This is a genomic window from Micromonospora sp. NPDC003197 (genome assembly GCF_053590565.1).
Genome location: NZ_JBSFTE010000030.1, coordinates 14,903 through 39,245 on the forward strand (window position 1 = coordinate 14,903; position 24,343 = coordinate 39,245).

Consider the following 24,343-nt stretch of genomic DNA (forward strand, 5'->3'; position numbering starts at 1 on the left):
GGTCGCGCCGCTGCTGGAGGACTACCGGGCCGGCGCCAGAGCGGGCGCAGGGTGCCACACCGGCCAGGTGCCTGGCCGCTCCATCCCGGCACCGACCGACTTGCGGGTGCCGTCCACCGTGACCAGCCGGGCGGCCACCCCGAGCGACTCCAGCCACGGCACGGCGTCGTAGCCGCGCAGCACCGTAGCGACGCTCAACGCCTTCGCATCGACACAGTTCGCCGCCGCCACGGATACGCCGGCCCACTGCTGGGCCGGTGGCTGACCGGTGCGTGGATCGACGATGCCGAAGCCGGGCGGGTCGTGGTCCAGGCCGGAGGAGGTGGCCACGGCGCCACCGGCCAGCATGATCCGTTCGGTGCCGAGGGAGACCGGCCAACCATCCGTCGGGAGGGCTCCGGCGGTGGCGACACACCGGCCGAGGCCGACCAGCGCGCCGTCGTCGTACCGGGCGGCGAGCAGGTCCGCGCAGCGCTGGGCGGCGTACGCCTTCACGATCGCGCTCAGGTCGAGCACCACGGCGGGTGGCACCGTCAGGTGCCCCTGGTGCAGGAGGACGCTCCGCCAGCCGTCCACCGGGCCGGCCGGGAGCGCTGGGCCGGCCGGGGATACGCCATTACCTGATAGCCACGGCCGACACAGCCGTAGCCGCAGCAGAGCTGCTCCGATGGTCGGGTCGACGTCCCCATCGGTCAACTCGGCGGCGGAGAGCGCGGCCGTCACCAGGTCACTCAGCGGGGGACTGACCCGCACCGGCTGTCCCGCCGCCCGGTGCGCCCGGGCCAGCTCGGTGTCGGATCGGCCTCGGGCGTAGACCCGGTTGATCTTCACAAGTTCGGCCATCACCAGTCGCCGGGCACCGATCATGACGGTTGGGTCGGTGACCGTGACCCGTACCGGTGTTCCCCGATACGCCCATCGTGCCGTCCGCATACGCCGCTCCCGTCACTACCCGTGGCCCGGTCAGCCTCGCGACGGTGGCTGTATCGGTGGTGTGACGAACCTGTGAGTCAGCTGTGACAACGCTGGTGGCCGTCTCGTGGCCGGGCGGTACGGCGATCGCACAGGTGACACACAGACGACCCAGAGGACAGACCCAGCCAGCAGCGGCATCATGCAGGTTATGGGCACCGATCCACGATCCACCGGCAGCCAGGTCGAGTTGCGCCGACCCGACGGCGAGCCGGTACGGGTGCTGGTGGTCGACGACGAGACGACGTTGACCGACCTGCTCGCCATGGCACTGCGCTACGAGGGATGGCAGGTGCAGGGCGCGAACACCGGCACCAACGCGGTGCGGGTGGCGAGACAGTTCCGACCGGACGTCGTCGTACTCGACGTCATGCTGCCCGACCTGGACGGGTTCGAGGTGCTCCGGCGGCTACGCGGGCACCTTCCCGACGTGCCGATCCTGTTTCTCACCGCCCGGGACGCCGTCGAGGACCGGATCGCCGGGCTGACCGTGGGCGGTGACGACTATGTGACAAAACCGTTCAGCCTGGAGGAGGTGGTGGCCCGGCTTCGGGCCCTGATGCGGCGGGCCGGGGTGGCGATCGCTCCCCAGGAGGAGGCGATGCTGGTGGTGGGCGACCTGACCCTGGACGAGGACAGCCACGAGGTACGCCGGGGCGGGCAGCTGATCTCGCTGACCGCGACCGAGTTCGAGCTGCTGCGGTTCCTTATGCGTAACCCGCGGCGGGTACTGAGCAAGGCGCACATTCTGGACCGAGTGTGGAACTACGACTTCGGCGGCCAGGCCAATGTGGTCGAGCTGTACATCTCCTATCTGCGTAAGAAGATCGACGCTGGCCGGGAGCCGATGATCCATACGCTGCGTGGTGCGGGGTATGTCCTCAAGCCCGCCGACTGACGGTCGACCCGACGACCAGTCGCACGTCCCCTCGGCGGCGGACCGGTCACCGCAGGCCAACCGGCGGTGGTGGTCGCGAGCGGCGGATGGCATCCGGCGGTGGTGGCGGCGGCAGGTCGGCCCGGTCCGGCGGTGGCTGGCCGGTCGCTCGCTGCGCACCCGACTGGTGGCGGCGGTACTGGCGTTGCTCGCCGTCGTGTGCGTGGCGATCGGTGTGGTCACCACGGTGGCGCTGGACAACTTTCTGGTCGACCAGCTTGATCAACGTCTCGGTACGGCGGCCACCCGGGCAGGCGGGCCGCTGGGTTGGCCAGCCCCCGGTGGGGACGGGTTCTTCCGGGGCCAAGCTGCCGGAACCCTTACCGCCAAGGTGGAGGACGGACAGCTCGTCTGGGCCGCCACCTTCCGGCCGGACGCCGCGACCGAGCAGCAGCCGGTACCGGCTGCGCAGCGGTCCACCCTGCTGGCGTTGCCCACCGACGGCCGGCCTCGTTCCCGGGATCTCGGCGAACTGGGGGACTACCGCCTGGTCGCCCGCCGCACGCCCGATGGCGACGTGTTCGTCACCGGCCTGCCGCTGGCCGAGGTGCAGCGAACCGTCTGGTGGATGGTCGCGCTCCAGGCGGGGATAGCCGGTGCCGGGTTGCTGATCGCCGGTACGGCAGGTGCCTTGATCGTGCGGGCCGCGTTGCGCCCGCTACGGCGGCTGGCGGCGACCGCCGGTCGCGTCGCCGAGCTGCCGTTGGACCGGGGAGAGGTGGCGTTGCGGGTCCGGGTGCCGGCCACCGACACCGACCAGCGCACCGAAGTGGGGCAGGTTGGTGCCGCGCTCAACCGGATGCTGGGGCACGTCGCCGCCGCGCTCACCGCCCGGCAGGCCAGCGAGACCCGGGTACGTCAGTTCGTCGCGGACGCCAGTCACGAGTTGCGTACGCCGCTGGCAGCGATCCGCGGCTACGCCGAACTCGCCCGCCGGGGCCGGGAGCCAGTACCGGCAGACGTCGCCCACGCGTTGCGCGGAGTGGAGTCGGCCAGCGCCCGGATGACCCGCCTGGTCGATGACCTGCTGCTGCTTGCCCGGTTGGACTCGGGTCGGCCGTTGGCCACCGAGCCGGTGGACCTGTCGGCGCTGGCGGTCGACGCGGTCAGCGACGCCCATGCGGCCGGGCCGGAGCACCGGTGGCGGCTGGAGTTGCCCGCCGAGCCGCTGCAGGTGGTCGGTGATCCGGTCCGGTTACCCCAGATCCTGGCGAACCTGTTGACCAACGCCCGTACCCACACCCCGTCCGGCACCACCGTCACGACCGGCCTGTCGGCGCCCGGTGACGGCACCGCCGAGATCACCGTCGCCGACGACGGGCCGGGCATCCCGGCCGAGTTGCAGCCGGAGGTCTTCGAGCGGTTCAGCCGGGGAGACACGTCCCGATCGCGGGCCGCCGGTAGCACCGGCCTCGGACTGGCGATCGTGGCGGCCATCGTGGCGGCGCACGAGGGCACGGTCACCGTTGTCAGCCAGCCGGGACATACCGTCTTCACGGTACGACTTCCCGGGCTCGTCGCCGACCCACCGTCCTGATCAGTCACCAGCCAACTCGCCTCGTACCGGTCCGGGCCGCTCGGCTGTTTCTTGGGCTTCGGCGGCGGCCAGTTGGCGTACCCGCTGAACCTCGGGCGCATGGTGGAAGCGCCAGGCGACCCGGGCGAGCCAGGCGCTCTCCGCGGCCAGGGAGGGATCGATGTCCTGGACCGGATGCTCGGCGCCATAGTTGCGTCCGGCGGCGTGCCCGGCCAGCGCGGCGGCGATCACCGCCGCCTCCAGGGTGGCCGGATCTGCAGCCGGGCCGACCCACCGGGCCACCTCCGGGTGGGCGTACGGGCGTAAAACCAACTGCGCGTCGCGGATTTCGATGACCCGGCGGTAGAGCGCGAACTCCGCTCCGGTTGCCAATCGGGGGGTGGTGGTGAGGGTGACCTGGGGTACCGCCTCGTGCAGGGTGCGCCACAGCGGCTGGATCTGCCGGTAGCGAAGTACCGCACGTCCCCAACGTAGCGGCGCGGTGAGTCGGTTGCCCCAGGCGGTGAGGGTCGCCCCGATCAGCCAGAGGACCACACAGATCGCCCCGATCGCCGAGCCCACCGGCAGGGTGGTGGCCAGTGACCGTCCGGTAGTCAGGGTGATCATCGGGCGTACCCCGGACCAGCCGGCCCAGATGATTCCGAGAGCCGCGCCGGCGACCGCGAACCGTAGCCCCACCCGTAGCGCCGTGGCCTCGATGTGGCGCACGTAGCCGCCGACGCTGTGGATGAAGGTGGCCAGGCTGGCGGCGATGTAGAGGAAGAACACGGCCAGGTAACCGACCACCAGCGGATCGCGGGAGTAGACGTTGACGAAGTTCAGGGTGTGCTGGGTGTCTGCCAGCAGTAGGAGGGTGGCCATCAGCGCGATGGCCGCAGCCAGGATGATTCCGTGCCGCCGCAGCCACTGCCGGGTGTGCTGCGGCCGGGCGATGCTCTGCCCGAGCGCCCCGAGGAAGTAGGCGGCGGTCATCTCCAGTCCGTTGCCGACCAGCCGGGCAAGGTTGGGTACGGGTTCGAAGTGGCTGGCCAGGATCAGGGTCGGCTGTGCCATGGTGGCCAGTCCCAGCCCCAGAAAGAAAAAGAAGGCCGACAGGTAGCGCAGGCCGGAGGCGCGTCGGTCACGCCGTACGCGGAGCAGCTTGTAACCGCTGACCCCGACGGTGAGGGCACAGGCGCAGTAGTTGATCCAGTTCATTCGCTCAGCGGGTGTCGAATACGGACCCGAGTCGGGCCAGACCGTCGGCGACCTCGGGGGAGGTGGTGCCACTGGCGCGTCGTCGGGCTCGCTGGGCGATCATCGAGGCGACGAGTTCGGCCTCCTGCTCCTGGTCGGCCGTGTAGTCGGACCGGCCGAGGACCCTCCGGACCAGGTCGCTGGAGAGGTTGGGCAGCAGGAGACGGGGCAGCACGTCGAGGGTGGTGTCGCCGATGTGTCCACATAGCAGGTGCCCCACCTCGTGTAGCAGGATGTGGTCCTGGTGCAGACGGGTGGTGCTGGCCGAGTAGAAGATGTAGTCGGCCTGGTCGGTGGCGACGAGGGCACCGCAGTGGGTGGCCTGGCCGGACATTGGCACCAGTTCCACTGGGCGACCGCGCTGGCGGGCCAGTGCAGCGACGAATCCCGCCGGGTCGAATGGCGCGGGAATCGCCAGCGCCTCGACGATTTGTTTGCACCGGCACCACATGCTGCGGTCAACCGCCATCGCGCCCCGCCGTCGCGTTTCGGCGTGCCTCCCGTCGGCTGATTGCCTCGATCATGTCGCTGATGGTGTCGAGCCCCTCCGGGGACAGGGTGACCGCCCGGAGGGCGATCTGCCGTACGGTGTTGTCCCGCAACGCCCCCAGCAACTCCAGCTCGCTGGCGATCCGGGCGCTCTGCTCGTCGTCGAAGAAGTAGGCCGGCGGTACCTGGAAGAACTGGGCGAGCGCCTCCAGGTGTCGTTTGGTGGGGTTGTCCCGTCGGCCGGTGCGTAACTGCCAGAGGTAGGTGGCGGAGAAGGTCTCCCCGGTCGCCTCGCGGCAGGCGCTGGCGACCTCCTCGTTGCGGTACTGCTCCCGATCCGGGCGCCGGATGATCTCGAAGAGCCGGTTGATCTTCTCGGCCAGGGTGGACCGGTCGGTGGGTTGGGCCATTCAGCCACTCCTCCTTCCGGAATGGACAGATCCCCGCAACGGTATTGACGGGGCGGACTTCCTCGGAGATTCTAGCGGGGGAGCTTTGAACTGAAATGAATCATCAGGTCATCGTCTTCCATCTCAGCTTGGTGCTGAGGAGGTACGAGGTAAGCAACACGGGACCGAGCCGGTGTGTCGTCCCCCGCGGCACACCGGCTCGTCTGCGTACCACTGAATCGGTTGCGCTGGACGGGCGCCGGGGGCTCGTCCAGCTCTTCTTCCACCTCGGCACACCACACTGTGCCGGCCGACCCACACATGCCACATGGCCAAAGGGAACCATCCCTGGTGTGACCGGCCGGGGGTCGGGAGAAGATAGTGCAGTGAGCGAGACGATGGCGGCCGGAACCGGTGCCGGGCTTCGGCCCCGAGTCGACGCGGTGGTGGTCGGTGCCGGACCCAACGGTTTGGCCGCAGCGCTCGTCCTTGCCGGTGCCGGCCTCAGCGTTGAGGTATACGAGGCTGCCGACACGATCGGTGGCGGCGCCCGGACCGAACAGCTCACCCTGCCGGGCTTCTGGCACGACGTGTGCTCGGCGGTGCACCCGATGGCCCTGGCCTCCCCGTTCTTCCAGGCGTTCGACCTGGCCGCACACGGTGTCGAACTGCTCCAGCCGGAGGTCGCGTACGCCCACCCGCTCGACGGAGGGCGGGCCGGTCTGGCCTGGCGGGACCTCGACCGTACGGCCGAGGGGTTGGGGGTCGACGGGCCGGCGTGGCGATCGTTGCTCGGCCCGCTGGCCACACACTGGCGGCCGCTGGTCGCCACCATCATGTCCGACTTCCGTAGCGTCCCCCGCCACCCGGCAACCGCACTGCGGTTGGGCCTGCGGATCCTGGAGCAGGGCTCGCCACTGTGGTCGGCCCGGTTCCGGGACGCGACGGCACCCGCGCTGCTCACCGGGGTCGCCACCCACGCGATCGCACCGCCCCGGTCCCTGGTGCCCGCTGGCGCGGGGCTGCTGTTGGCCGCGCTCGGACACGCCGTCGGGTGGCCGATGCCGCGGGGCGGCAGTGCGGCCATCATCCGGGCGATGGCCGCCGAACTGGTCCGCCTGGGCGGACGGATCGTCACCGGCACCCGGATCGACACGCTGGCGCAGCTTCCACCGGCCCGCGCCGTCCTGCTCGACGTCACACCAGCCGGGTTGCTCCACATCGCTGGCGACGCGCTGCCCGCCGGCTACGCCCGCCAACTGCGCTCCTTCCGGTACGGCGGTGCGGTGTGCAAGGTCGACTTTGCGCTCTCCGGTCCGGTGCCCTGGACCGCGCCCGACCTGGATCGGGCCGGCACCCTGCACCTGGTTGGCGCCCGGCCGGAAGCGGTGGCCGCCGAGCGGGCGGTGGCCACCGGCCGGCACGCGACCCGCCCCTATGTGTTGGCGGCCCAGCCAGGGGTGGTCGACGACACCCGCGCCCCGGCCGGGCGGCAGGTGCTGTGGACGTACGCGCACGTGCCGAACGGTTCACCCCGGGATGTCAGCGACCAGGTCGTCGCCCAGGTGGAGCGGTTCGCCCCCGGGTTCCGGGACCTGATCCTGGCCACCCACGTGATTCCTGCCGCCGACGCGGCGAGGCACAACGTCAACTATGTCGGTGGGGACATCTCCAGCGGTGCCGCGACGGCCTGGCAACAGGTGATGCGGCCGGTCCCGCGCTGGGACCCGTATCGCACCCCGTTGCCCGGGGTGTATCTCTGCTCGTCGTCCACCCCGCCGGGGCCGGGCGTGCACGGCATGGCCGGGCTGCACGCCGCCGGTCGGGCGCTGCGACACCGGTTCGGTATCCGGGCCGACCCACTTTGCTTCATCGAATCCTCCGGATTGGCGGACGGTACGGCCATCGGCTGCCTCGGGGTCCACAGCAACCGCTGACCTGGGTCGACGGTGATCGTTGACCGAATCTGGACCAGCCGACCGGACGAATTCACCTTCTGTTTCACAGGTCTTCACAGCTCGTTCCGAGCTTGTTCCGATGTTGATCGGGTTGGCTTGCTTCTCGTGACCGACGAGAGAGGAACGGCGCGCACCAGACCCGGTGATGATCAGGCCGGCCATGCCCTGCGGGCACCCAGCAAACTGCACGCGTTCAACCGGTACGAGGTCAAGTATCTGGTGGATGCGTCGTTGGTGCCCGCGTTGAGGGACGAACTGGCCAAGCGGTTGGATCCGGACAGTCATGGTGCGAACGGCGGATACGGCGTGTGGAGCGTCTACTACGACACCACACGGTTGCGTTTCTACTGGGAAAAGATCGAAGGGTTGCGGTTCCGTCGCAAGATCCGGATCCGGCATTACGGAGATCGGTTCAACGTCGATGACGACACCACCGTCTATGTCGAGATCAAGCAGCGGGTCAACCGGGTCACCCAGAAACGTCGGGTTGCCCTGCCATACCGGCTGGCTCGGCGGCTCTGTGACGAGCGGGTGATGGTCGATCACGCACCGGCTCAGTCGGCCTTCGTTGAGGAGGTGCTCGGCCTGGTGTCGGGCTTGGATCTACGGCCGGTGGCGATGACCGGCTACCAACGGCAGGCCTTCGTCGGCCGGGAATCGGACCTGGGCCTTCGGGTGACCCTGGATCACCGGGTGCGCGGACGGGATCGGGACTTCCATCTGGGGGCTGATTCGGAGAATCGGTTCATCATCCCGCCGTCGAAGTCCGTGCTGGAGGTCAAGGCGAATGAGCGGGTGCCGTACTGGCTCACCGATCTAGCGGCTCGGACGAACCTGTCGGTGGTCCGGGTGTCGAAGTACTGCCAGAGCGTCGAAGCCTTCGGGCGTGCGCCACGATCGATATTCCACATTTCCGATGATGCTGGCGACGAACTGTCGTCAATGGCTTTCCAAGGCGAGGGATAAGCAGCAATGGAATTCAACGTGCAAGATCTCTCCGGCACCTTCAGTGTCGGCGACATAACGATCGCGCTCGCCCTGTCGTTCGTACTCAGTGCGGTGATCGGCTGGATCTACCGAGCCACCCATCGCAATGTCTCCTACAGCCAGTCCTACGTCCAGACCCTGGTCATCCTCGGGATGCTGGTTTCGTTGATCATGCTGGTGGTGGGGTCGAACATCGCCCGCGCCTTCGCGCTCGTCGGTGCGCTGTCGGTGGTGCGCTTCCGTAACGCCATCAAGGAGACCCGGGATGTCGGGTTCATCTTCCTTACCATGGGCGTCGGAATGGCCTGCGGCACTCGGTTCTACACCCTGGCGGTCATCGCGACCGTCGCGATTGGCCTGGTCGTCCTGGTGATGTACCGGTTCAGCTGGTTCCAGTTGAACGTGCAGCGGCAGGTGGTCAAGGTGCAGGTGCCGCCGGACGGGGACTACACCGCGAACATCCAGGACGTGTTGCTGCGGCACACTTCCGAGTTTGAGCTGGTGAGCCTGGAGTCCATTCGCGGCGGAGCCCTCACTGAGCTGCTGTACAGCGTACGGCTCAAGAAGGGCGCCAAGCCCGGTGAACTGATCTCGGCGTTGAGTGAGCGGACGGCGGGGCAGCGGGTGACCGTTCTGACCGGCTACGACCAGACGGATCTGTGATGACCACGCCACTACCGGCGGCACCCGTGCCGCGGCCGGTCCGCCGGTCGGTGGTCGGGCGACTCAAGGACCGGATTCCGCTACGGGTGCGGCACTACTGGAAGCTGTTGACGGTCTGTGTGGCCTTTCTGACCGTGTTGACCCTCGGGTTCGGCAGTGATCGGATCCGGCCGTACGTCAGCAGCCACAGCGACGAGTCCGGCGATGCGGTGACGGTCGACCTCGCTGGCCGTCAGGATCTGTTCGACGCGACCACCGGGCACAGCATCTCGCTGACCTTCCGGGACGCCGACTATCAGCGGATGCTCGACGAGTACTTTGCCAACGGTGAGAAGGAGTACGTCGAGGCGGATCTGATGATCGACGGAACCGCTGTGCCGAGCGTCGGGATCCGCCTCAAGGGCAACTCCACGCTGATGGGGCTGACCCGCAACGGGGAGGCCCGCCAGAACCGGAGCGGCGACCGTCCGGAGGGTGCTCCGAATGGTGGTGACCGGGCCGGTGGCCCGCCGGCCGGTGGCGGCTTCCCGGGTGGCGGCTTCCCAGGCGGTGACTTCCCAGGCGGTGACTTGCCGGCCGGTGCGGGTCCCGGCGGTGGTGGACCGGGCGGTGGCGGTCCGGGCGGCCGGGCATCGCTGGCAGCTGAGGAGCCTGAAGACCTGCCATGGTTGATCAGCTTCGACGAGTTCGTCGAGGGGCGTCGCTACCAGGGACACCAGGAGATCGCGGTACGGGTCGCCGGGATGGGCGGTGGAGCCAACGTGCTCAACGAGGCGCTGGCGTTGTCCCTGTTCGAGACGGCGGGAGAGCCCGCCCAGCGGTACACGTACAGCTCGTTCACGGTCAACGACCGGCCTACCGTTGCCCGGCTGGTCGTGGAACATCCCGACGAGCACTTCGCCGACCAGTTCGACTCCCCGGGGGTGCTGTACAAGTCGCTGAGCACCAGCCGGTTCGAATATCAGGGTGAGGATCCGGTCGAATACCAGGACGACTTCAACCAGATCAACAAGAAGGGGAGCCAGGACCTGCAACCGGTGATCAATCTGATCAAGTGGGTCACCGAGGCCAGTGACGAGGAGTTCGCCGCGCACCTCGCCGATTACGTCGACGTGCAGTCGTTCGCCCGGTACGTCGCGATGCAGAACCTGCTGCTCAACTTCGACGACATGGCCGGCCCCGGACGTAACTACTACCTCTGGTACGACCTGGATACGAAGAAGTTCAGCGTGATCAGCTGGGACCACAATCTCGCCTTCAGCGGCAGCGCCACGCAGGGCCCGCACGACTCGGGATCCATGGGCGGCATGCGGGGTGGGATGGGTCGCCCAGGGGGTGGCGCCACTACTGGCCAGGGGACCGGTCAGACGCCTCAACAGCCTTCCGCGTCGGCTTCGGCTACGCCACCAGCGGGCCAGCAAGCCGGGCAGGGCAACGAGGGGGCGGCTGGACCCACCGGAGCGGCTCCGCCCGGTGCGGACGGCGCGGCTGGGCCGGGTGCGGACGGCCAGCGGAACGGGTTCAACATGGGGCACAAGCTCAAGGAACGGTTCCTGGCGAGCGACGCCTTCACCGAGGTCTACGAGAACGCCTATCGCGAGCTCTACCAGCAGTTGTACGGCAGTGGCCGAGCACTGGAGATCATTGACGCGGTCAGCGGTGTACTGGCCACTGTCGAGGGCTACCAGGCAGAGGCAGGCGCCACCGAAGCCGAGCAGCTGAGGACACTTGTTCAGCAGCGTACCGAGAGCCTCGCCAAGAACGAGGTAATCACTAAGGGCTAGCGCGGGGGTGGGCCGGGGCACCGATCTGTGACGGTGGCTCCGGCCCATTCCGCCTGCCACGAAGCTCGGTTACGTCTTCGGCGGCCAGCCCTGTCGTTGGATGCATCGTGGCTGGTTTCCCCCACTAAGATCATTCTGTCGAGACCTGACGTATGAAGATCTCGGGAGTGAAGGCGGTACCGGGTGGCACATTCCTTGATCCGACGAGCACACGAGTCCGATGCCCCGGCCCTCGCCCAGCTCCGTCGGGAGTGGACTGAGGAAGAACAGGGCAGCTGCGACGATCCGGAGTTCGAGCGACGCTTCGCTGCCTGGTACGCGAGCGAGTCGACGCGTCGGATCACTTGGCTGGCGGAGCTGGACGGCCGGCCGGTGGGCATGGTCAACATGGCGGTCTTCGATCGGATGCCGAGGCCCGGTTGCGAGCCGAGCCAATGGGGTTATCTGGGTAACGCGTTTGTGCTCAAGGCGTATCGGAGCCAGGGCATTGGGCAGCTGCTCATCGCCGCGCTGTTGGAGTACGCCAACCGGAACGACTTCGCCAGGGTGGTGCTCAGTCCGACCGAGAGATCGGCCCCGTTCTACGAGCGGGCGGGGTTCGGCCCCGCTGACGTACTCATGGTCAAGACGTTCGGTGCCTCCGACTCGCCCGGTACCCCATCCGGTGACCAGCGCGGACGATCGTCTGGCCGTACCGGGTCACAAGCGGCGAGCCAGGTCCCGGACCGCTGAGCCGGGCTGGCAGGCTGACGGGTGTGTATCGGGAGACAGGGTCGCGGCTGGCTGGGTCGGTGCTGTGGTGGACCACGGCGCCGGATGCCGAGGGCCGAGGGCGGGTGCTGCCCGATGGCTGCACCGATCTGATCTGGTCCAGCCGCAGGGGCCTGCTGGTGGCTGGACCGGATACCAGCGCTGAGGTGACCGTCAGAACGCCGGGGGAGCGCCACGTCGGACTCCGTTTCCCGCCCGGCACCGGCCCCGCCGTGTTCGGGATGCCAGCGTACGAGTTGCGGGACCAGCGGGTGCCGCTGTCGGCGGTCTGGGCCGCGCCGCTGGTCCGGGAACTGGAGGATCAAGCGGCGGGTCTGACCGATCCCGGCCGGCTTCTGGAGTCGATCGCGGACCACCGGTTGCGTGCGTACGGTGGCCCCGATTCGTTGGCCGCCGCGGTGGTCGCCCGGCTCGATGCCGGTGCCAGTGTCACCGCCATTGCCGAAGCGGTCGACCTCGGCAACCGCCAACTGCACCGCCGCTGCCAGGCCCTGTTCGGGTACGGCCCGAAGACCCTGGCCCGGATTCGGCGGATGCAGCGAGCCCTGGCGCTGGCCCGGGCCGGGGTGCCCGTCGCCGAGGTCGCCGTCCGGAGCGGGTACGCCGATCAGCCGCACCTGTCCCGGGAGGTACGACAACTGGCCGGCGTACCGCTCGGGGTGCTCTTGGCGGGTGACTAACCCAGGCCGCCGGGCTGGGTGGCGGCTAGTCGGCCGCCGGGGTCGGGGCTGGGTTCGCCGCGAACAGGTCCACCCCGTTGCCATCCGGGTCGTGCAACACCGCGTACCGCTGTCCCCAGAACGCGTCCCATGGTTTGAGCTCGCCGTGATAACCGGCCTCGGTCAGCTCGGCGTACACCGCGTCCACCTCCGCTGGGCTGTCACAGGCGAAGGCGAGACTCGACCCGCCGGTGCTGCCGCCACTCGGTGGCGGGGTCCAGTCCGGGTAGAAGGAGCGGATGACGTCGAAGGTGTCCCAGGCCATGCGGAGGCCGCCAGGCAGGGTTACCTCCACGTGCTGCTCGGTGTCGGCGCTGGCCGGGATGTCCAGCCCGAGCCTGCGGTAGAAGGCGAGTGAGCGGCCCATGTCGGCGACAGCCAGGCCGATGAGATCGATTCGAGGTGCCATGCGTCGACCGTAAGCCCTGCTGGGCGGGACCGTCTTGAAGGAATCGGACACCTGGGACCGGTTCTCTGGTGCCTCTGTGCGACGGCGTTTGCCGGCGTACGGTGTTGTTATCGGCACCCAAATCCGACTGTTCACGACATGTCCGGCGAGGTGTGGGCAAGCGACTGGAAGGAGGTGGCTCCGATGGACCTGGCCTATCTGGACGCGGGATCCGGCAGTCTCATCGTGCAAGCGGTAATCGGCGGCGTGGCCGGGGTGGCGGTGGCGACCAGGCTGTACTGGCGTCGCCTCGTGTCCCGGTTCCGCAAGCCACCGGCCGCCAACCAGCAGGACTGAGGCGGGGCCACCGGATGCTTCCCCGCTCGTCCGCGCCCGACACCGGACCTCGACCAGAGCCCGGCTCCTTTCGCGATCCCACCAACCGCGTCTTCTACGCCGGCGAGCAGGTGCTTCGCGGACTCGGGCCGAGAGCGGCCGAGGACTGGCAGGCGCTGGCGGCGAGCGACTTCTTTCCCCCGTTGCTGGCCGCAGGCAAGGTCTGCGGCACGGAGACCGCCGAGGCGGCGACGATGCCGTCGGCTGCGGCGACCGGCTGGACCACGGTGTTGCGACACGAACGCATTCCGTTCGTCTCCTACCCGTACGAGTGGTCCTTCAGCATGTTGCGCGACGCGGCGCTGCTGCACCTGGAGATCCTGCGGGCCGCGCTACCCGCCGGTTTCACCACCAAGGACGGATCGGCCTACAACCTCCAGTGGCGGGGAGCCAGCCCGGTCTTCATCGACGTCGGCTCCTTCGAACCGGCCCGCGACGGTGAACCCTGGGCCGGCTACCGGCAGTTCTGTCAGACGATGCTCTATCCACTGATGCTTCAGGCGCATCTCGGCATCGACTTCCAGCCCTGGCTACGGGCCCGGATCGACGGCGTCGAAGCCGGGCAGATGCGCAAACTGTTCGGCGGCACCCGCCGATTCTCAGCCGGCGTGTTCAAACACGTCCACCTGCACGATGCGATGCAGGCCGGCAACGCCGGCACCAGCACCGGGCAGGTACGCGAGCAACTGCGGGTGGCCGGCTTCTCACGGGAACTGGTGCTCGCCACCGTCCGTGCCGTCGACAAACTGGTCCGTCGGCTGGACTGGCAGCCGCCGGCCAGTCACTGGTCGGACTACCAGCAGACCTGCGGCTACTCGCCGGACGACCGGACCCGCAAGGAACGTTTCGTTGACGCCGCGCTGGCCGAGGCGGGCCGGCCGGAGCTCGTTCTCGATCTCGGCAGCAACGACGGCACCTACGCGCGGATCGCCGCTCGGCACGCCGATTATGTGGTCGCGGCGGAGAGCGATCCGGCCGTCGTCGACCAGCTGTACCAGCGGTTGCGAGCCGACCAGGAGAACCGGATCCTGCCGCTGGTGGTGGACCTGGCCGACCCGTCCCCGGGCGGAGGCTGGCAGGGTACGGAACGGGCGTCGTTCACCGCCCGGGCCGAGGCGGACGCCGTACTGGCCCTGGCGGTCGTCCACCATCTGGCCATCGGACGTAACGTGCCACTGGGCGCGGTGGTTGACTGGCTGGTCGGGTTTCTGGCCAGCGCCGGTCGACGCGGTCGCTTGGTGGTCGAGTTCGTGCACCCGCAGGACCCGATGGCGCAGCGACTCCTGGCCAACAAACCCGCCGGGCTCTTCCCTGACTATCACCGGGGCGAGTTCGAGCGGCTGCTTGGGCAGCGGTGTGAGATCGTCCGGCGGGAGGAGCTGCCGTCGGGGACCCGTACCCTCTACGTCGGGGTTCCGCGTGGCTGAGGCGGCGGCCGAACTGGTCGGCGACGTCGGGTCGGCCCCGGTGCGGCGCTTCACCGAGCGGCGAGCCGCGCTGGAGATCGTGGGACTGTGCGGTCTGGCGATCACCCAGCCGGTGCTCGACGTCACCGGCCGCAGCCCGGACTTCTTTCTCTTCCACGGTGCCGCTGGTCTGGACGTCCTGCTCTTCGTGGCGGTGTGCGTGCTGCCACCACCGCTTCTCCTGTGGGGAATCGGCGTGCTCACCCGGCTCGCCGGGCCAGCGATACGGTCCGCCACCCACACCGCCACCGTCGGGCTGTTGCTCGCCGCGCTCGCCCTCCAGGTGGTCAAACACCTGCTGCCGCTGCGCGGGGTGCCGCTGGTGCTGGCCGCTCTCGCGGTCGGTGTGGCCGGCGGGTACGCCCATCGGCGCTGGTCGGCGCCGGGTCAGCTGCTTCGGTTCGCCTCGGTGGGACCGCTGATCTTTGTCTTGGTTTTCGTCCTCGTCTCGCCGGCCTCGGCGGTGGTACTGCCACGCGAACGAGGCGGGTCGGGGCCGGGCTTCGCCCGGTCGGCCGGCCATCCGCCGGTGGTACTGATCGTGCTGGACGAACTGCCGCTGGTCTCGTTGCTCGGGCCGGACGGGCGCATCGACGCGAACCGGTTTCCCCACTTCGCCCGGCTGGCCGGGCAGTCGACCTGGTATCGCAACGCGACCGCGGTGAGCGGCTGGACGCCGTACGCCCTGCCGGCGATGCTGACCGGCCGCTATCCGACCGAGACCGGCGCGCCACACTACTCCACGTACCCGGACAACCTGTTCACCCTGCTCGGCGGCCGGTACGACATCCGGGCCCAGGAGAGCATCGCCCAGCTCTGCCCGCCCAGCCGGTGTGCCCGGAGCGCCCCGGCCGGTCCGGTGCTCCCCACCCTGCTACGCGAGGGCGCCGGCCTGCTCGGCCAGGTGCTCTCACCGACGGACGACGACCGCGATCCGACCGCCTCCTACCGGGAGGTGCCCCAGCAGGAGGCCGAACGCGACCGCCAACAGTCGGTCCCGACGGATCCCCGGTTCCGGTGGGACACCCTCGACGACAACCAGCCGGCGCGGTTCACCGACTTTCTCGCCGGGTTGCGTGCGGGGCGTACCTCGGTACGGCCAACCCTCGACTTCCTGCACCTGCTGATGCCGCACAGCCCGTGGAGCTACCTGCCCTCCGGGGTCCGTTACGACGCCCCGGCCGACCTGGCCAACGATGGTGCCGGCTGGGTGACCCTGGCCAGTGATCGCCATCTCGCCCAGCTCGGCTACACCGACCGGTTGATCGGCGAGACCCTACGTACCCTGGAGGAGACCGGCAGCCTGGACGAGGCCCTGGTAGTGGTCACCGCCGACCACGGGGTGAGCTTTACCCCGCAGGCCCAGGGCCGAGGCCTGGAGGCGGTACGTCGCTCCCCGGGCGAGGTGCTGTGGGTGCCGATGTTCGTCAAGGAACCGGGCCAGCGGGTCGGCCGGGTGGACGATCGCAACTGGGAGCACGTCGACCTGCTGCCGACCATCGCCGATCTGGTCGACATCGAGGTGCCCTGGCGGGTCGACGGCGTGTCAGCGGTGAGCGGCGGCCGGGACCGGTCGGAGAAGTACTTCTATGACCAGCCGGGCAAGCGCATCGCGGTACCCGGTCCCGAGACCTTCGCGGCGGTCGTCGGCGCGACGGTCCCACCCCCAGTCGCCCGGTCGGAACTACTCGGACGGGCCGTGACCGACTTCGCGGTGGTCGAGACCGGGGTGTCGGCTCAGGTCGCCAACCTTGCCGCGCTGCGCGGGGTCGACCCAGCCGAAGGGAAGCTTCCGGCGCTGCTGCACGGCACCGTGCCCGCGACCGTGCCCGACGGCACCCGGTTGGTGATCGCGGTCAACGGTCGGATCGGGGCGGTCGTCCCGGTTGTCGCACCGGATTCCGGGGGGCGCCGGTTCGCCGCCCTGGTCAGCGACGACGCGCTCTTCAATCCGGGAGTCAACCGGCTGGAGCTCTTCACACGGATCGACGGCCAGGAGACCCTGGGCCGACTGCGCCTCTGATCACTGCGGTCCGTTTTCCCGGCCCAGGTGCCGCCCGTCGTTGGGACGTGATCGTCCGAAGGGTGACGCATCCCTCACCTCGAAGCCATGGCAGGAGGTATGCAGCGATCGGTTATTACGGTAAAAGCGAAGGCGATTCAGTGAAAATTTTGCCGGCGAAGCGAGGATTAGATGACGGAAGTAAAGCTCGAGCACCCCCAAGGGCAACTTTCGATGCCGGTGCAGCCCGCCGTCGAAGGCCCATCGGGCATCGGCGTCGGCAAGTTGTTGAAGGAGACCGGGCTCGTCACCTACGACCCTGGCTTCGTCAACACCGCCGCGTGCTCCTCGGAGATTACCTACATCGACGGCGATGCGGGCATTCTGCGCTACCGTGGCTACCCCATCGAGCAGTTGGCCGAGAAGTCGTCGTTCCTGGAGGTTTCCTACCTGCTGGTCTACGGCCAGCTGCCCACCGAGCAGCAGCTCGCGGACTTTGCCGAGCGGATCCGTCGGCACTCGCTGTTGCACGAGGAGATGCGTCGGTTCTTCGACGGCTTCCCGCGTGACGCGCACCCGATGGCGGTGCTCTCCTCCGCGGTGAGCGCCATCTCCACCTTTTACCAGGACAGCCTGGACCCGTTCGACCAGGAGCACGTGGAGATCTCCACGATCCGGTTGATGGCCAAGGTGCCGACGATCGCGTCGTACGCGTACAAGAAGTCCATCGGTCAGGCGATGCTCTACCCGGACAACTCGCTGGGCTACGTCGAGAACTTCCTGCGGATGACGTTCGGCGTGCCGGCAGAGGAGTACGAGGTCGACCCGGTGATGGCCAAGGTGCTGGACATGCTCTTCGTCCTGCACGCTGACCACGAGCAGAACTGCTCCACCTCCACGGTGCGGCTGGTCGGCTCCAGCAACGCCAACCTCTTCGCCTCGGTCTCGGCCGGCGTCAACGCGCTCTTCGGGCCGCTGCACGGTGGTGCCAACCAGGCGGTGCTGGAGATGCTGGAGCAGATCCGGATCGAGGGCGGGGACGTGCAGTCCTTCGTCCGTCGGGTCAAGGACCGCGAGCAGGGCGTCAAGCTCATGGGCTTCGGTCACCGGGTCTACAAGAACTACGACCCGCGCGCCGCCATCGTGAAGAACGCCGCGCAGGACGTGCTCTCCCGGATGGCCAAGCCGGACCCGCTGCTGGACATCGCGATGCAGCTGGAGGAGATCGCCCTGGCGGACGACTTCTTCGTCTCCCGTCGGCTCTACCCGAACGTCGACTTCTACACCGGCCTGATCTACAAGGCCATGGGGTTCCCGACGAAGATGTTCACCGTGCTCTTCGCGCTCGGTCGGCTGCCCGGCTGGATCGCCCAGTGGCGTGAGATGATCTCGGACCCGGAGACCAAGATCGGCCGCCCGCGGCAGATCTACAAGGGTTCGGACGAGCGCGACTACGTGCCGCTCGACCAGCGCTGACCGACCTTCACGCGTACGGCCGTCGACCCCACCCGGGGCGGCGGCCGTCGTCGTTTCCAGCGGACCGCTCGATCCCGACCGCCCCGGTGCCGATCGCCCGGTGCCGACCGCCAGCGGCAACCCGTGCCCAGGTACGGCAGGGGTCAGCCGGCTCGGAAGTGCGCCGCGAGCAGCGCCAACCCTGACTCGATCCGCTCCCTGGGGATCGCCCCGTACCCGAGTACCAGCCCTGGTCGAGCGTCCGAGGGGAGGCCGCCCGCTGCCGCACTGCCGTCGTCGCTGCTGGTGGCGGCCCGACCGGTGCGGTAGTCGCCGAGTTCGCGTACCCGGACCCCGGCCTGCCCGACCCGGCGGATCATTCCGGGCAGGTCGATCGGGACATCCGGCCGGAGTAGGGCACACAGGTGCAGTCCGGCGACGGAGGGGATCGGTTCGAGCCAGTCGGCGAAGTCCCGGCGCAGGATCTGGTGGATCAGGCGCTGCCGGGCTGCGTACTCCTTGTTGGCCCGGCGCAGGTGCCGGCCCAACAGCCCCTCGTCGATGAATCGGGCCATCGCCGCCTGGGTGTGCTGGTCACCGTGCCAGTCGGTCAGCTGCTTGGCCGTCCGTAGTGCGGTGCGCAGTGTGGTCGGTGCCACCAGGAAGCCGAGCCGCAGTGTCGGCAGCATGACCTTGGAGAAGGAGCCGACATAGACGACCCGGCCGTCCTGGTCGAGCGCCTGCAACGGTTCCAGCGGCCGGTCCGCGAAGCGGAACTCGCTGTCGTAGTCGTCCTCGACGATCACGGCACCCTGCTGTTGCGCCCAGGCGAGCAACGCTGACCGGCGGCGCAGGGACATCGGGACGCCCAGCGGGAACTGGTGCGATGGCGTGGTGTAGACCAGCCGGGCCCCGGCTGGCAGGGCCGACACGTCCAGCCCTTCGCGGTCGACCGGCACTCCGACGACCCGGGCGCCCAGGGACTGGAACAGCCGGCGGGCTGCCGGATAGCCCGGGTCCTCGACCGCCACGCAGTCGCCCGGCTCGATCAGCACCCGGCCGACGAGGTCCAACGCCTGCTGGGCGCCCTGCGTCACCAGCACGTCGTCGGCTCCGGCCCGGACCGACCGGGAGACACCGATGTGCCGGGCGATCGCCGTACGCAGGCCTGGGTGCCCGGATGGTTCGCCGTAGCCGGCGGTCAGCAGGGCGCCGGCGCGCAGCTCGCCGGTGACGATCCGGCGCCAGGTTTCCAGCGGGAACAGGTGCGGGTCCGGGATCCCCACGTCGAAGTTGAAGTCCGGTTTACCCTGCGCCGGGCCAGGCGAGGTGAGGATGTCGCGCCAGAGGCCTCGGGGAGCGACCGCACCGCCGCTCGGCGCGCTCCGGTCCGGTATCCGGTCGGTGGCCTCGTCACAGACGAAGGTGCCCGCACCGATCCGGCCGACCAGGAAGCCCTCGGCGGTGAGCCGGTCGTAGGCGGCGGCGACCGTGTTACGGGAGACGGCCAATTGTCGGGCCAACTCCCGGGTCGGGGGCAGTCGTTCGCCCGCGCGGAGTCGGCCGTCCAGGATCGCGTCGAGAAGCTGTCGGTAGATCCGGGCGGTCAGGTCGCCCCGGCCGGCGAGGGTGACGTGGATGTCCACCAATCCAACCTACATTGGCCCAATCAGAACGCTGAAAATTGGATCTGATGCCGCGCCAATCCGGCTCCTAGGCTGATCCGCGTCGCACCCGATTCCTGGAGGAGGATGACGTTGACCATCGCTGACATGTGGTTCGACCCGATCTGCCCGTGGGCCTGGATCACCTCACGATGGCTGCTGGAGGTGGAGCGGGTACGGGACGTGCAGGTGCACTTCCATGTCATGAGTCTCTCCGTGCTCAACGACGGGCGTACCGGACTGCCCGAGTGGTACGAGAAGTTCCTCAGCCGGGGCTGGGGGCCGGTACGGCTCGCGATCGCCGCCGAGCAGAAGTACGGCAACGAGGTGCTGCGCGACCTCTACACCGCGCTCGGCACCCGGATTCACCACCAGAAGGCACCGGTCGACCATGACCTATACGTCGAGGTGCTCACCGAACTCGGGCTGGCCACCGAACTCGCCGACGCCGCTGCGACGACCGATCACGACCCGGCCCTGCTGGCCAGCCACCACGCCGGGATGGACCCGGTCGGCGACGAGGTCGGCACCCCGGTGATCCACACTCCGGGGCCGGACGGCCAGCCGATCGCCTTCTTCGGACCGGTGGTCACCCCGGCCCCACGGGGCGAGGCAGCCGGAAAGCTGTGGGACGGCGTACTGCTGGTCTCCGGCACCGACGGATTCTTCGAACTGAAGCGCACCCGTACCCGCTCGCCGAGCTTCGAATGACCGCCCCCACCCCACCGCGAAAGGGCAGGACATGAGCCGAATGACCGTGCCGCAGGGGGCGGCGCTGTCGATCGGAGCCGTACTCGGCACGGGTGTGATCGCCCTGCCGGCTCTCGCGGCGCAGATCGCCGGTCCGGCGTCCATCCTGGCCTGGATCGCGATGATCGCGCTCTCCGTGCCGCTCGCCGCCACCTTCGCGGCGCTCGGCACCCGGCACGCCGACACCGGTGGGGTCGCCACCTACGTCCGGCGGGCCTTTGGCGCGCGGGCGGCCACCGTGGTGGGGTGGTGCTTCTACTTCGCGGTGCCGATCGGAGCGCCGGCCGCCTCGATGTTCGCCGGAGCGTACGTTGCCGAGGCGTTCGGCGGTGGCCACCGCACCACCCTGGTCACCGCCGCCGTGATCGTCGCGATCGTCACCGCGACCAACGCCGGTGGCCTACGCGTCTCCGGACGACTGCAACTCGTCCTCGCCGGCGTACTGGCGGCGCTGCTGTTGGTGGCCACGCTCACGGCACTGCCCCACGCTCGGTGGGACAACCTGGTGCCCTTCGCGCCGCACGGCTGGCTCGCCGTCGGTTCGGCGGCCGCCGTGCTCGTCTGGGGTTTCGCCGGCTGGGAGGCGGCCACCTCATTGGCCGCCGACTTCCGCCGCCCGGCCCGGGACCTGCCCCGGGCCACCGGCATCGCCCTGGTCGTGGTCGGTGTGCTCTACCTGGGTGTCGCCAGTACGAGCCTGCTGGTGCTCGGCGCGGCCACCGGCTCCACCGAGGCACCGTTGGCGCACCTGCTCGCCATCGGGGTCGGCGGCGAGGTACGGGTGCTGACCGCGCTCGTCGCAGTGCTGTTGACCATCGGCACCATGAACGCCTACTTCGCCGGAGCAGCCCGGCTGGGGGCTGCGCTGGGCCGCGATGGTGCGTTGCCCGGCTGGTTCGCCCGGGGCAGCGAGTCGGGGCAGGTGCCCCGGCGCAGCCTGACGGTGGTCGGTCTGCTGTCCGCCCTGGCGCTGGCCGGGGTGGCCGTCACCGGCGTCGGTCCCGGCCTGTCCGTACAGCTCACCAGCGGATCGTTCACCCTGGTGTACGTCCTGGGTGCGGCTGCGGCCGTGCGTCTGCTCCCGGCCGGCAGTTGGTCTCGCCGAGCGGCGGTCGTGTCACTCGTCGCCGTGTCGGTGCTGCTGGTCATGACCGGGGTGTACGTCCTCTGGACGCTGGCGGTCAGTGTCGCCGCCCTGCTCTACGCCGGCCGGCGGCGATCCAGCCGGTCAGCCGGCCACCGGCCACTCGTGGACCGGGCGGTTGCTGTGCATGAGCGGGATGTAGCGGTGTAGCACCTCGCGCAGGGCGGCTGGCCGGTCCAGGTTTCCGGCATGCATCAGCCGGCGCAACGTCGCCACCTGCCAACTCGCGCCGTTGCGCCCGGTGAGACACCGTTGCTCGATGATGCCCAGCAGTCGATCCCGCTCCGCGGCGACCAGCCCCCACCCGTCCAGGCCCTGCTGGGCCATTGGCAGCAGGCGGCGCAGCACCAACTCGGTGACCGGCAGATAGCCCAGGTTGGGCCAGTAGACCCGGGCGGCAATGCCGTGTCGGGCGCAGGCGTGGAAGTTCTCCTCGGCGGCGCTGAACGACATTCGCGACCAGAGCGGGCGGTCGGCTTCGGCCAGGGTCCGTACCAGGCCGAAGTAGAAGGCGCTGTTGGCGATGGTGTCGACCACGGTGGGGCCGGCGGGCAGCACCCGGTTCTCCACCCGCAGATGGGGTCGGCCGGCGACCACGTCGTAGACCGGCCGGTTCCACCGGTACACCGTGCCGTTGTGCAGGCGTAACTCGGATAGGGCGGGGGTCTCGCCCCGGGCGAGGGTCTGCGCCGGATCTTCGTCGTCACAGACCGGCAACAGGGCGGGGAAGTAGCGGACGTTCTCCTCGAACAGGTCGAACACCGAGTTGATCCAACGCTCGCCGAACCAGACCCGGGGCCGTACGCCCTGGGCCTTGATCTCCTCCGGGCGGGTGTCGGTGGCTTGTTCGAACAGCGGGATGCGGGTCTCTCGCCACAACTCCCGGCCGAACAGGAACGGTGAGTTGGCACCGAGAGCGACCTGGATTCCGGAGACGACCTGGGCGGCGTTCCAGTACGCGGCGAACTGCGCCGGGCTGACCTGAAGATGAAGCTGAGTGCTGGTGCAGGCCGCCTCCGGGGTGATGGTGTCGGCCGTCGTCTCCAGCCGGTCCACCCCGTCGATCCGGATCTGTAGGTCCTCGCCCCGAGCTGCGAAGATCTGCTCGTTGAGCTGTGCGTAGCGCGGATTGGCCGAGAGGGTCTGCGCGGTCAGATGCTCCGCTGCCAGCGTCGGCAGAATGCCGATCATGACCATACGGGTGCCGACCGCCCGCGCCTTCTCCTCGGCTGAGTTGAGGCTGGCTCGGACATGCTCCTCGTATTCGGCGGTGCCCTGGCCGGCCAACTGTCGCGGCGCCACGTTGATCTCGACGTTGAACTGCCCGAGTTCGGTCTGGAAGCTCGGATCGGCGAGGGCGGCGAGCACGTCGGCATTGCGCATCGCGGGCATCGATCGTTCATCGACCAGGTTCAGCTCGATCTCCAGCCCGGTCAGCGGCCGGTCGAACTCGAACCGCGCCGCCCGGAGCATCTCAGCGAAGACGTCGAGACAGGCGTGGACCTTCTGTCGGTGTCGGGCCCGATCCTCCCGGGTGAAGGTCTGAATGCCGACGTCCTCGCCCATGGTCACCGTCCTATTGCTGGCTGATATTTCCAAACTGCCATGTCTGGTCAGATCAGCCGGAGATTTCCGTCGGCCGCGTCGGTGCCGGACCGCTCGACAGGCCGATGACGAGGGGAGATAGCATCACCATTCGACGAATCCGGGAGGGATCCATGCGCCGTACGGCAATGAAGCTGTTCGTGGTGGCGGCGATTGCTGAGGCGATCTCGTGGCTGGCGTTGCTGATCTCGATGGTCGTCAAGTACGGCCCTCTGGACAACGAGATCGGGGTCAAGATCTCCGGCCCCATCCACGGTGCGCTCTTCGTCATCTACGGCGTGCTGGTCCTCCTGGTGTCCCGGCTGGGCCGGTGGTCCCTGCCGGTCACCGCCGTCGCGTTGCTCGCCTCGATTCCGCCGTTCACCACGCTGCTCTTCGAGCGCTGGGCGCGGCGGCGCGGGCTGCTCACCCTGCCGGAGGCGGCGACACCGGAACCGGACCGAGTCGCGGTCGGCTGACCCGCTCAGGTGGCGGTAAGGACGTAGCCGACCACGACTAGCCCGAGTACCAGCAGGCCCAGCATCGACTGCAGGACCAGCGCCGGCCCCAGGTGGGACCAGAGGGTCGGTATCCGCGGGGTCAGTAGCTGGCCGGTGGTGATGTTGACGATTCGTTCGACCCGGGGCGCGAGGTCGCTGTCCTTCTGGCTCCGTACCGTCACCTGGATGTGATCGGCGGGTTCCAGGGCGCTCTGCGGCAGGTGCCCATGGATCTCCACCTCGTAGAGCACCCCGTGGTCGTCGCGCATCCGCAACGGAGTCACCAGGAACTCGGGACCCTTGCGTAGCTCCTTGAACTTGCGCTTCCCGCCGCTGCCGGTGCCGGCTCGCAGCACGGAGAGCACCAGCGTACCGATCAGGCGGGCCACGCTGGCGGCGGTGAGCACCGCGACCAGGGCGGGCCGGCGTACCTTCATCTCCCGCGAGTAGCCGTCCCGGAGCCGAATGACCCGGCCGGTGACGATCGGGCCTCGGGGATACACGGGCCGTTCAGGAAAGAGTTCCCTGTCCACGTTCACCACTGAGTGTCCG

23 protein-coding genes are annotated in these 24,343 nt (G+C 69.0%); 15 read left to right on the forward strand and 8 right to left on the reverse strand.

Annotated features, from left to right (window positions below):
* Positions 1-21: 21 nt before the first annotated feature.
* Positions 22-933: an FAD:protein FMN transferase gene (locus ACWDV4_RS25745; protein ID WP_449983563.1), complete on the reverse strand. Its 912-nt coding sequence runs from the start codon at positions 931-933 to the stop codon at positions 22-24.
* A 190-nt stretch (positions 934-1,123) separates the two neighbouring features.
* On the opposite strand from ACWDV4_RS25745, the gene ACWDV4_RS25750 reads away from it, so the two are divergent.
* Both ACWDV4_RS25750 and ACWDV4_RS25755 read left to right on the forward strand, forming a co-directional pair.
* Positions 1,124-1,870, forward strand: a complete 747-nt coding sequence (locus ACWDV4_RS25750; protein ID WP_449983566.1) for a response regulator transcription factor — start codon at positions 1,124-1,126, stop codon at positions 1,868-1,870.
* Positions 1,871-2,006: 136 nt separating this feature from the next.
* Positions 2,007-3,446: a sensor histidine kinase gene (locus tag ACWDV4_RS25755; protein WP_449983732.1), complete on the forward strand. Its 1,440-nt coding sequence runs from the start codon at positions 2,007-2,009 to the stop codon at positions 3,444-3,446.
* Here ACWDV4_RS25755 and ACWDV4_RS25760 read toward each other — a convergent pair whose 3' ends face one another.
* Genes ACWDV4_RS25760 through ACWDV4_RS25770 form a run of 3 tightly spaced genes read right to left on the reverse strand, consistent with a single transcriptional unit; the run spans position 3,447 to position 5,581 of the window.
* The gene (locus ACWDV4_RS25760) at positions 3,447-4,643 is read right to left on the reverse strand and encodes an MAB_1171c family putative transporter (protein ID WP_449983569.1); all 1,197 of its coding nucleotides are present in this window, start codon (positions 4,641-4,643) and stop codon (positions 3,447-3,449) included.
* Between the two features lie 4 nt (positions 4,644-4,647).
* Complete coding sequence (locus ACWDV4_RS25765) at positions 4,648-5,151, reverse strand: hypothetical protein (RefSeq protein ID WP_449983573.1); 504 nt, start codon at positions 5,149-5,151, stop codon at positions 4,648-4,650.
* Positions 5,141-5,581 (reverse strand): XRE family transcriptional regulator, encoded by a 441-nt coding sequence (locus ACWDV4_RS25770; RefSeq protein WP_449983576.1) that lies wholly within the window; start codon positions 5,579-5,581, stop codon positions 5,141-5,143. The genes ACWDV4_RS25765 and ACWDV4_RS25770 overlap by 11 nt, the downstream gene beginning before the upstream one ends.
* Before the next feature lie 365 nt (positions 5,582-5,946).
* Here ACWDV4_RS25770 and ACWDV4_RS25775 point away from each other — a divergent pair, with 365 nt between their 5' ends.
* The 6 genes from ACWDV4_RS25775 to ACWDV4_RS25800 all read left to right on the forward strand — a co-directional run bounded on the left by ACWDV4_RS25775 (position 5,947) and on the right by ACWDV4_RS25800 (position 12,403).
* Positions 5,947-7,497: a phytoene desaturase family protein gene (locus ACWDV4_RS25775; RefSeq protein WP_449983579.1), complete on the forward strand. Its 1,551-nt coding sequence runs from the start codon at positions 5,947-5,949 to the stop codon at positions 7,495-7,497.
* 126 nt (positions 7,498-7,623) lie between these two features.
* Positions 7,624-8,484, forward strand: a complete 861-nt coding sequence (locus tag ACWDV4_RS25780; RefSeq protein ID WP_449983582.1) for a VTC domain-containing protein — start codon at positions 7,624-7,626, stop codon at positions 8,482-8,484.
* Positions 8,485-8,490: 6 nt separating this feature from the next.
* Positions 8,491-9,168, forward strand: coding sequence for a DUF4956 domain-containing protein (locus ACWDV4_RS25785; protein WP_449983585.1), 678 nt, complete (start codon positions 8,491-8,493; stop codon positions 9,166-9,168).
* Positions 9,168-10,952: a CotH kinase family protein gene (locus ACWDV4_RS25790; protein ID WP_449983587.1), complete on the forward strand. Its 1,785-nt coding sequence runs from the start codon at positions 9,168-9,170 to the stop codon at positions 10,950-10,952. Before ACWDV4_RS25785 ends, ACWDV4_RS25790 begins: the two co-directional genes overlap by 1 nt.
* Before the next feature lie 183 nt (positions 10,953-11,135).
* The gene (locus tag ACWDV4_RS25795) at positions 11,136-11,684 is read left to right on the forward strand and encodes a GNAT family N-acetyltransferase (protein ID WP_449983590.1); all 549 of its coding nucleotides are present in this window, start codon (positions 11,136-11,138) and stop codon (positions 11,682-11,684) included.
* A 23-nt stretch (positions 11,685-11,707) separates the two neighbouring features.
* Positions 11,708-12,403 (forward strand): helix-turn-helix domain-containing protein, encoded by a 696-nt coding sequence (locus tag ACWDV4_RS25800; RefSeq protein ID WP_449983593.1) that lies wholly within the window; start codon positions 11,708-11,710, stop codon positions 12,401-12,403.
* Between the two features lie 25 nt (positions 12,404-12,428).
* On the opposite strand, the gene ACWDV4_RS25805 is transcribed toward ACWDV4_RS25800, so the two are convergent.
* Positions 12,429-12,851, reverse strand: coding sequence for a VOC family protein (locus tag ACWDV4_RS25805; RefSeq protein ID WP_449983596.1), 423 nt, complete (start codon positions 12,849-12,851; stop codon positions 12,429-12,431).
* Positions 12,852-12,989: 138 nt separating this feature from the next.
* On the opposite strand from ACWDV4_RS25805, the gene ACWDV4_RS25810 reads away from it, so the two are divergent.
* The 4 genes from ACWDV4_RS25810 to ACWDV4_RS25825 all read left to right on the forward strand — a co-directional run bounded on the left by ACWDV4_RS25810 (position 12,990) and on the right by ACWDV4_RS25825 (position 18,170).
* A complete protein-coding gene (locus ACWDV4_RS25810; RefSeq protein ID WP_449983754.1) occupies positions 12,990-13,187 on the forward strand; it encodes a hypothetical protein in 198 nt (65 codons plus the stop codon).
* A 14-nt stretch (positions 13,188-13,201) separates the two neighbouring features.
* Entirely contained in the window at positions 13,202-14,653 is a 1,452-nt protein-coding gene (locus tag ACWDV4_RS25815; protein WP_449983599.1) for a methyltransferase, read from the forward strand.
* Between the two features lie 13 nt (positions 14,654-14,666).
* Positions 14,667-16,715 (forward strand): sulfatase-like hydrolase/transferase, encoded by a 2,049-nt coding sequence (locus ACWDV4_RS25820; RefSeq protein WP_449983736.1) that lies wholly within the window; start codon positions 14,667-14,669, stop codon positions 16,713-16,715.
* A gap of 171 nt (positions 16,716-16,886) precedes the next feature.
* Entirely contained in the window at positions 16,887-18,170 is a 1,284-nt protein-coding gene (locus tag ACWDV4_RS25825; RefSeq protein WP_449983602.1) for a citrate synthase, read from the forward strand.
* A gap of 143 nt (positions 18,171-18,313) precedes the next feature.
* On the opposite strand, the gene pdxR is transcribed toward ACWDV4_RS25825, so the two are convergent.
* Positions 18,314-19,795, reverse strand: a complete 1,482-nt coding sequence (pdxR, locus tag ACWDV4_RS25830) for a MocR-like pyridoxine biosynthesis transcription factor PdxR (protein ID WP_449983605.1) — start codon at positions 19,793-19,795, stop codon at positions 18,314-18,316.
* 105 nt (positions 19,796-19,900) lie between these two features.
* On the opposite strand from pdxR, the gene ACWDV4_RS25835 reads away from it, so the two are divergent.
* Both ACWDV4_RS25835 and ACWDV4_RS25840 read left to right on the forward strand, forming a co-directional pair.
* Positions 19,901-20,524 (forward strand): mycothiol-dependent nitroreductase Rv2466c family protein, encoded by a 624-nt coding sequence (locus ACWDV4_RS25835; RefSeq protein ID WP_449983609.1) that lies wholly within the window; start codon positions 19,901-19,903, stop codon positions 20,522-20,524.
* 31 nt (positions 20,525-20,555) lie between these two features.
* Complete coding sequence (locus ACWDV4_RS25840) at positions 20,556-21,857, forward strand: APC family permease (protein ID WP_449983612.1); 1,302 nt, start codon at positions 20,556-20,558, stop codon at positions 21,855-21,857.
* Here ACWDV4_RS25840 and ACWDV4_RS25845 read toward each other — a convergent pair.
* On the reverse strand, positions 21,792-23,273 hold the full coding sequence (locus ACWDV4_RS25845) for a glutamate-cysteine ligase family protein (RefSeq protein WP_449983615.1): 1,482 nt from the start codon (positions 23,271-23,273) through the stop codon (positions 21,792-21,794). The two genes, ACWDV4_RS25840 and ACWDV4_RS25845, sit on opposite strands and share 66 nt — an antisense overlap.
* 152 nt (positions 23,274-23,425) lie before the next feature.
* Here ACWDV4_RS25845 and ACWDV4_RS25850 point away from each other — a divergent pair, with 152 nt between their 5' ends.
* Positions 23,426-23,770, forward strand: a complete 345-nt coding sequence (locus tag ACWDV4_RS25850) for a DUF3817 domain-containing protein (RefSeq protein ID WP_449983618.1) — start codon at positions 23,426-23,428, stop codon at positions 23,768-23,770.
* A gap of 5 nt (positions 23,771-23,775) precedes the next feature.
* On the opposite strand, the gene ACWDV4_RS25855 is transcribed toward ACWDV4_RS25850, so the two are convergent.
* Complete coding sequence (locus ACWDV4_RS25855) at positions 23,776-24,333, reverse strand: hypothetical protein (protein ID WP_449983739.1); 558 nt, start codon at positions 24,331-24,333, stop codon at positions 23,776-23,778.
* Between the last annotated feature and the right edge of the window lie 10 nt (positions 24,334-24,343).

What these genes read in the sequence shown, in the direction of transcription:
- ACWDV4_RS25745 (WP_449983563.1), bottom strand. Translation starts at nt 933, where the DNA reads ATGCGGACGGCACGATGGGCGTATCGGGGAACACCGGTACGGGTCACG.
- ACWDV4_RS25750 (WP_449983566.1), top strand. Translation starts at nt 1,124, where the DNA reads ATGGGCACCGATCCACGATCCACCGGCAGCCAGGTCGAGTTGCGCCGA.
- ACWDV4_RS25760 (WP_449983569.1), bottom strand. Translation starts at nt 4,643, where the DNA reads ATGAACTGGATCAACTACTGCGCCTGTGCCCTCACCGTCGGGGTCAGC.
- ACWDV4_RS25765 (WP_449983573.1), bottom strand. Translation starts at nt 5,151, where the DNA reads ATGGCGGTTGACCGCAGCATGTGGTGCCGGTGCAAACAAATCGTCGAG.
- ACWDV4_RS25770 (WP_449983576.1), bottom strand. Translation starts at nt 5,581, where the DNA reads ATGGCCCAACCCACCGACCGGTCCACCCTGGCCGAGAAGATCAACCGG.
- ACWDV4_RS25785 (WP_449983585.1), top strand. Translation starts at nt 8,491, where the DNA reads ATGGAATTCAACGTGCAAGATCTCTCCGGCACCTTCAGTGTCGGCGAC.
- ACWDV4_RS25790 (WP_449983587.1), top strand. Translation starts at nt 9,168, where the DNA reads ATGACCACGCCACTACCGGCGGCACCCGTGCCGCGGCCGGTCCGCCGG.
- ACWDV4_RS25805 (WP_449983596.1), bottom strand. Translation starts at nt 12,851, where the DNA reads ATGGCACCTCGAATCGATCTCATCGGCCTGGCTGTCGCCGACATGGGC.
- ACWDV4_RS25810 (WP_449983754.1), top strand. Translation starts at nt 12,990, where the DNA reads ATGTCCGGCGAGGTGTGGGCAAGCGACTGGAAGGAGGTGGCTCCGATG.
- ACWDV4_RS25815 (WP_449983599.1), top strand. Translation starts at nt 13,202, where the DNA reads ATGCTTCCCCGCTCGTCCGCGCCCGACACCGGACCTCGACCAGAGCCC.
- ACWDV4_RS25825 (WP_449983602.1), top strand. Translation starts at nt 16,887, where the DNA reads ATGACGGAAGTAAAGCTCGAGCACCCCCAAGGGCAACTTTCGATGCCG.
- ACWDV4_RS25835 (WP_449983609.1), top strand. Translation starts at nt 19,901, where the DNA reads ATGACGTTGACCATCGCTGACATGTGGTTCGACCCGATCTGCCCGTGG.
- ACWDV4_RS25840 (WP_449983612.1), top strand. Translation starts at nt 20,556, where the DNA reads ATGAGCCGAATGACCGTGCCGCAGGGGGCGGCGCTGTCGATCGGAGCC.
- ACWDV4_RS25845 (WP_449983615.1), bottom strand. Translation starts at nt 23,273, where the DNA reads ATGGGCGAGGACGTCGGCATTCAGACCTTCACCCGGGAGGATCGGGCC.
- ACWDV4_RS25850 (WP_449983618.1), top strand. Translation starts at nt 23,426, where the DNA reads ATGCGCCGTACGGCAATGAAGCTGTTCGTGGTGGCGGCGATTGCTGAG.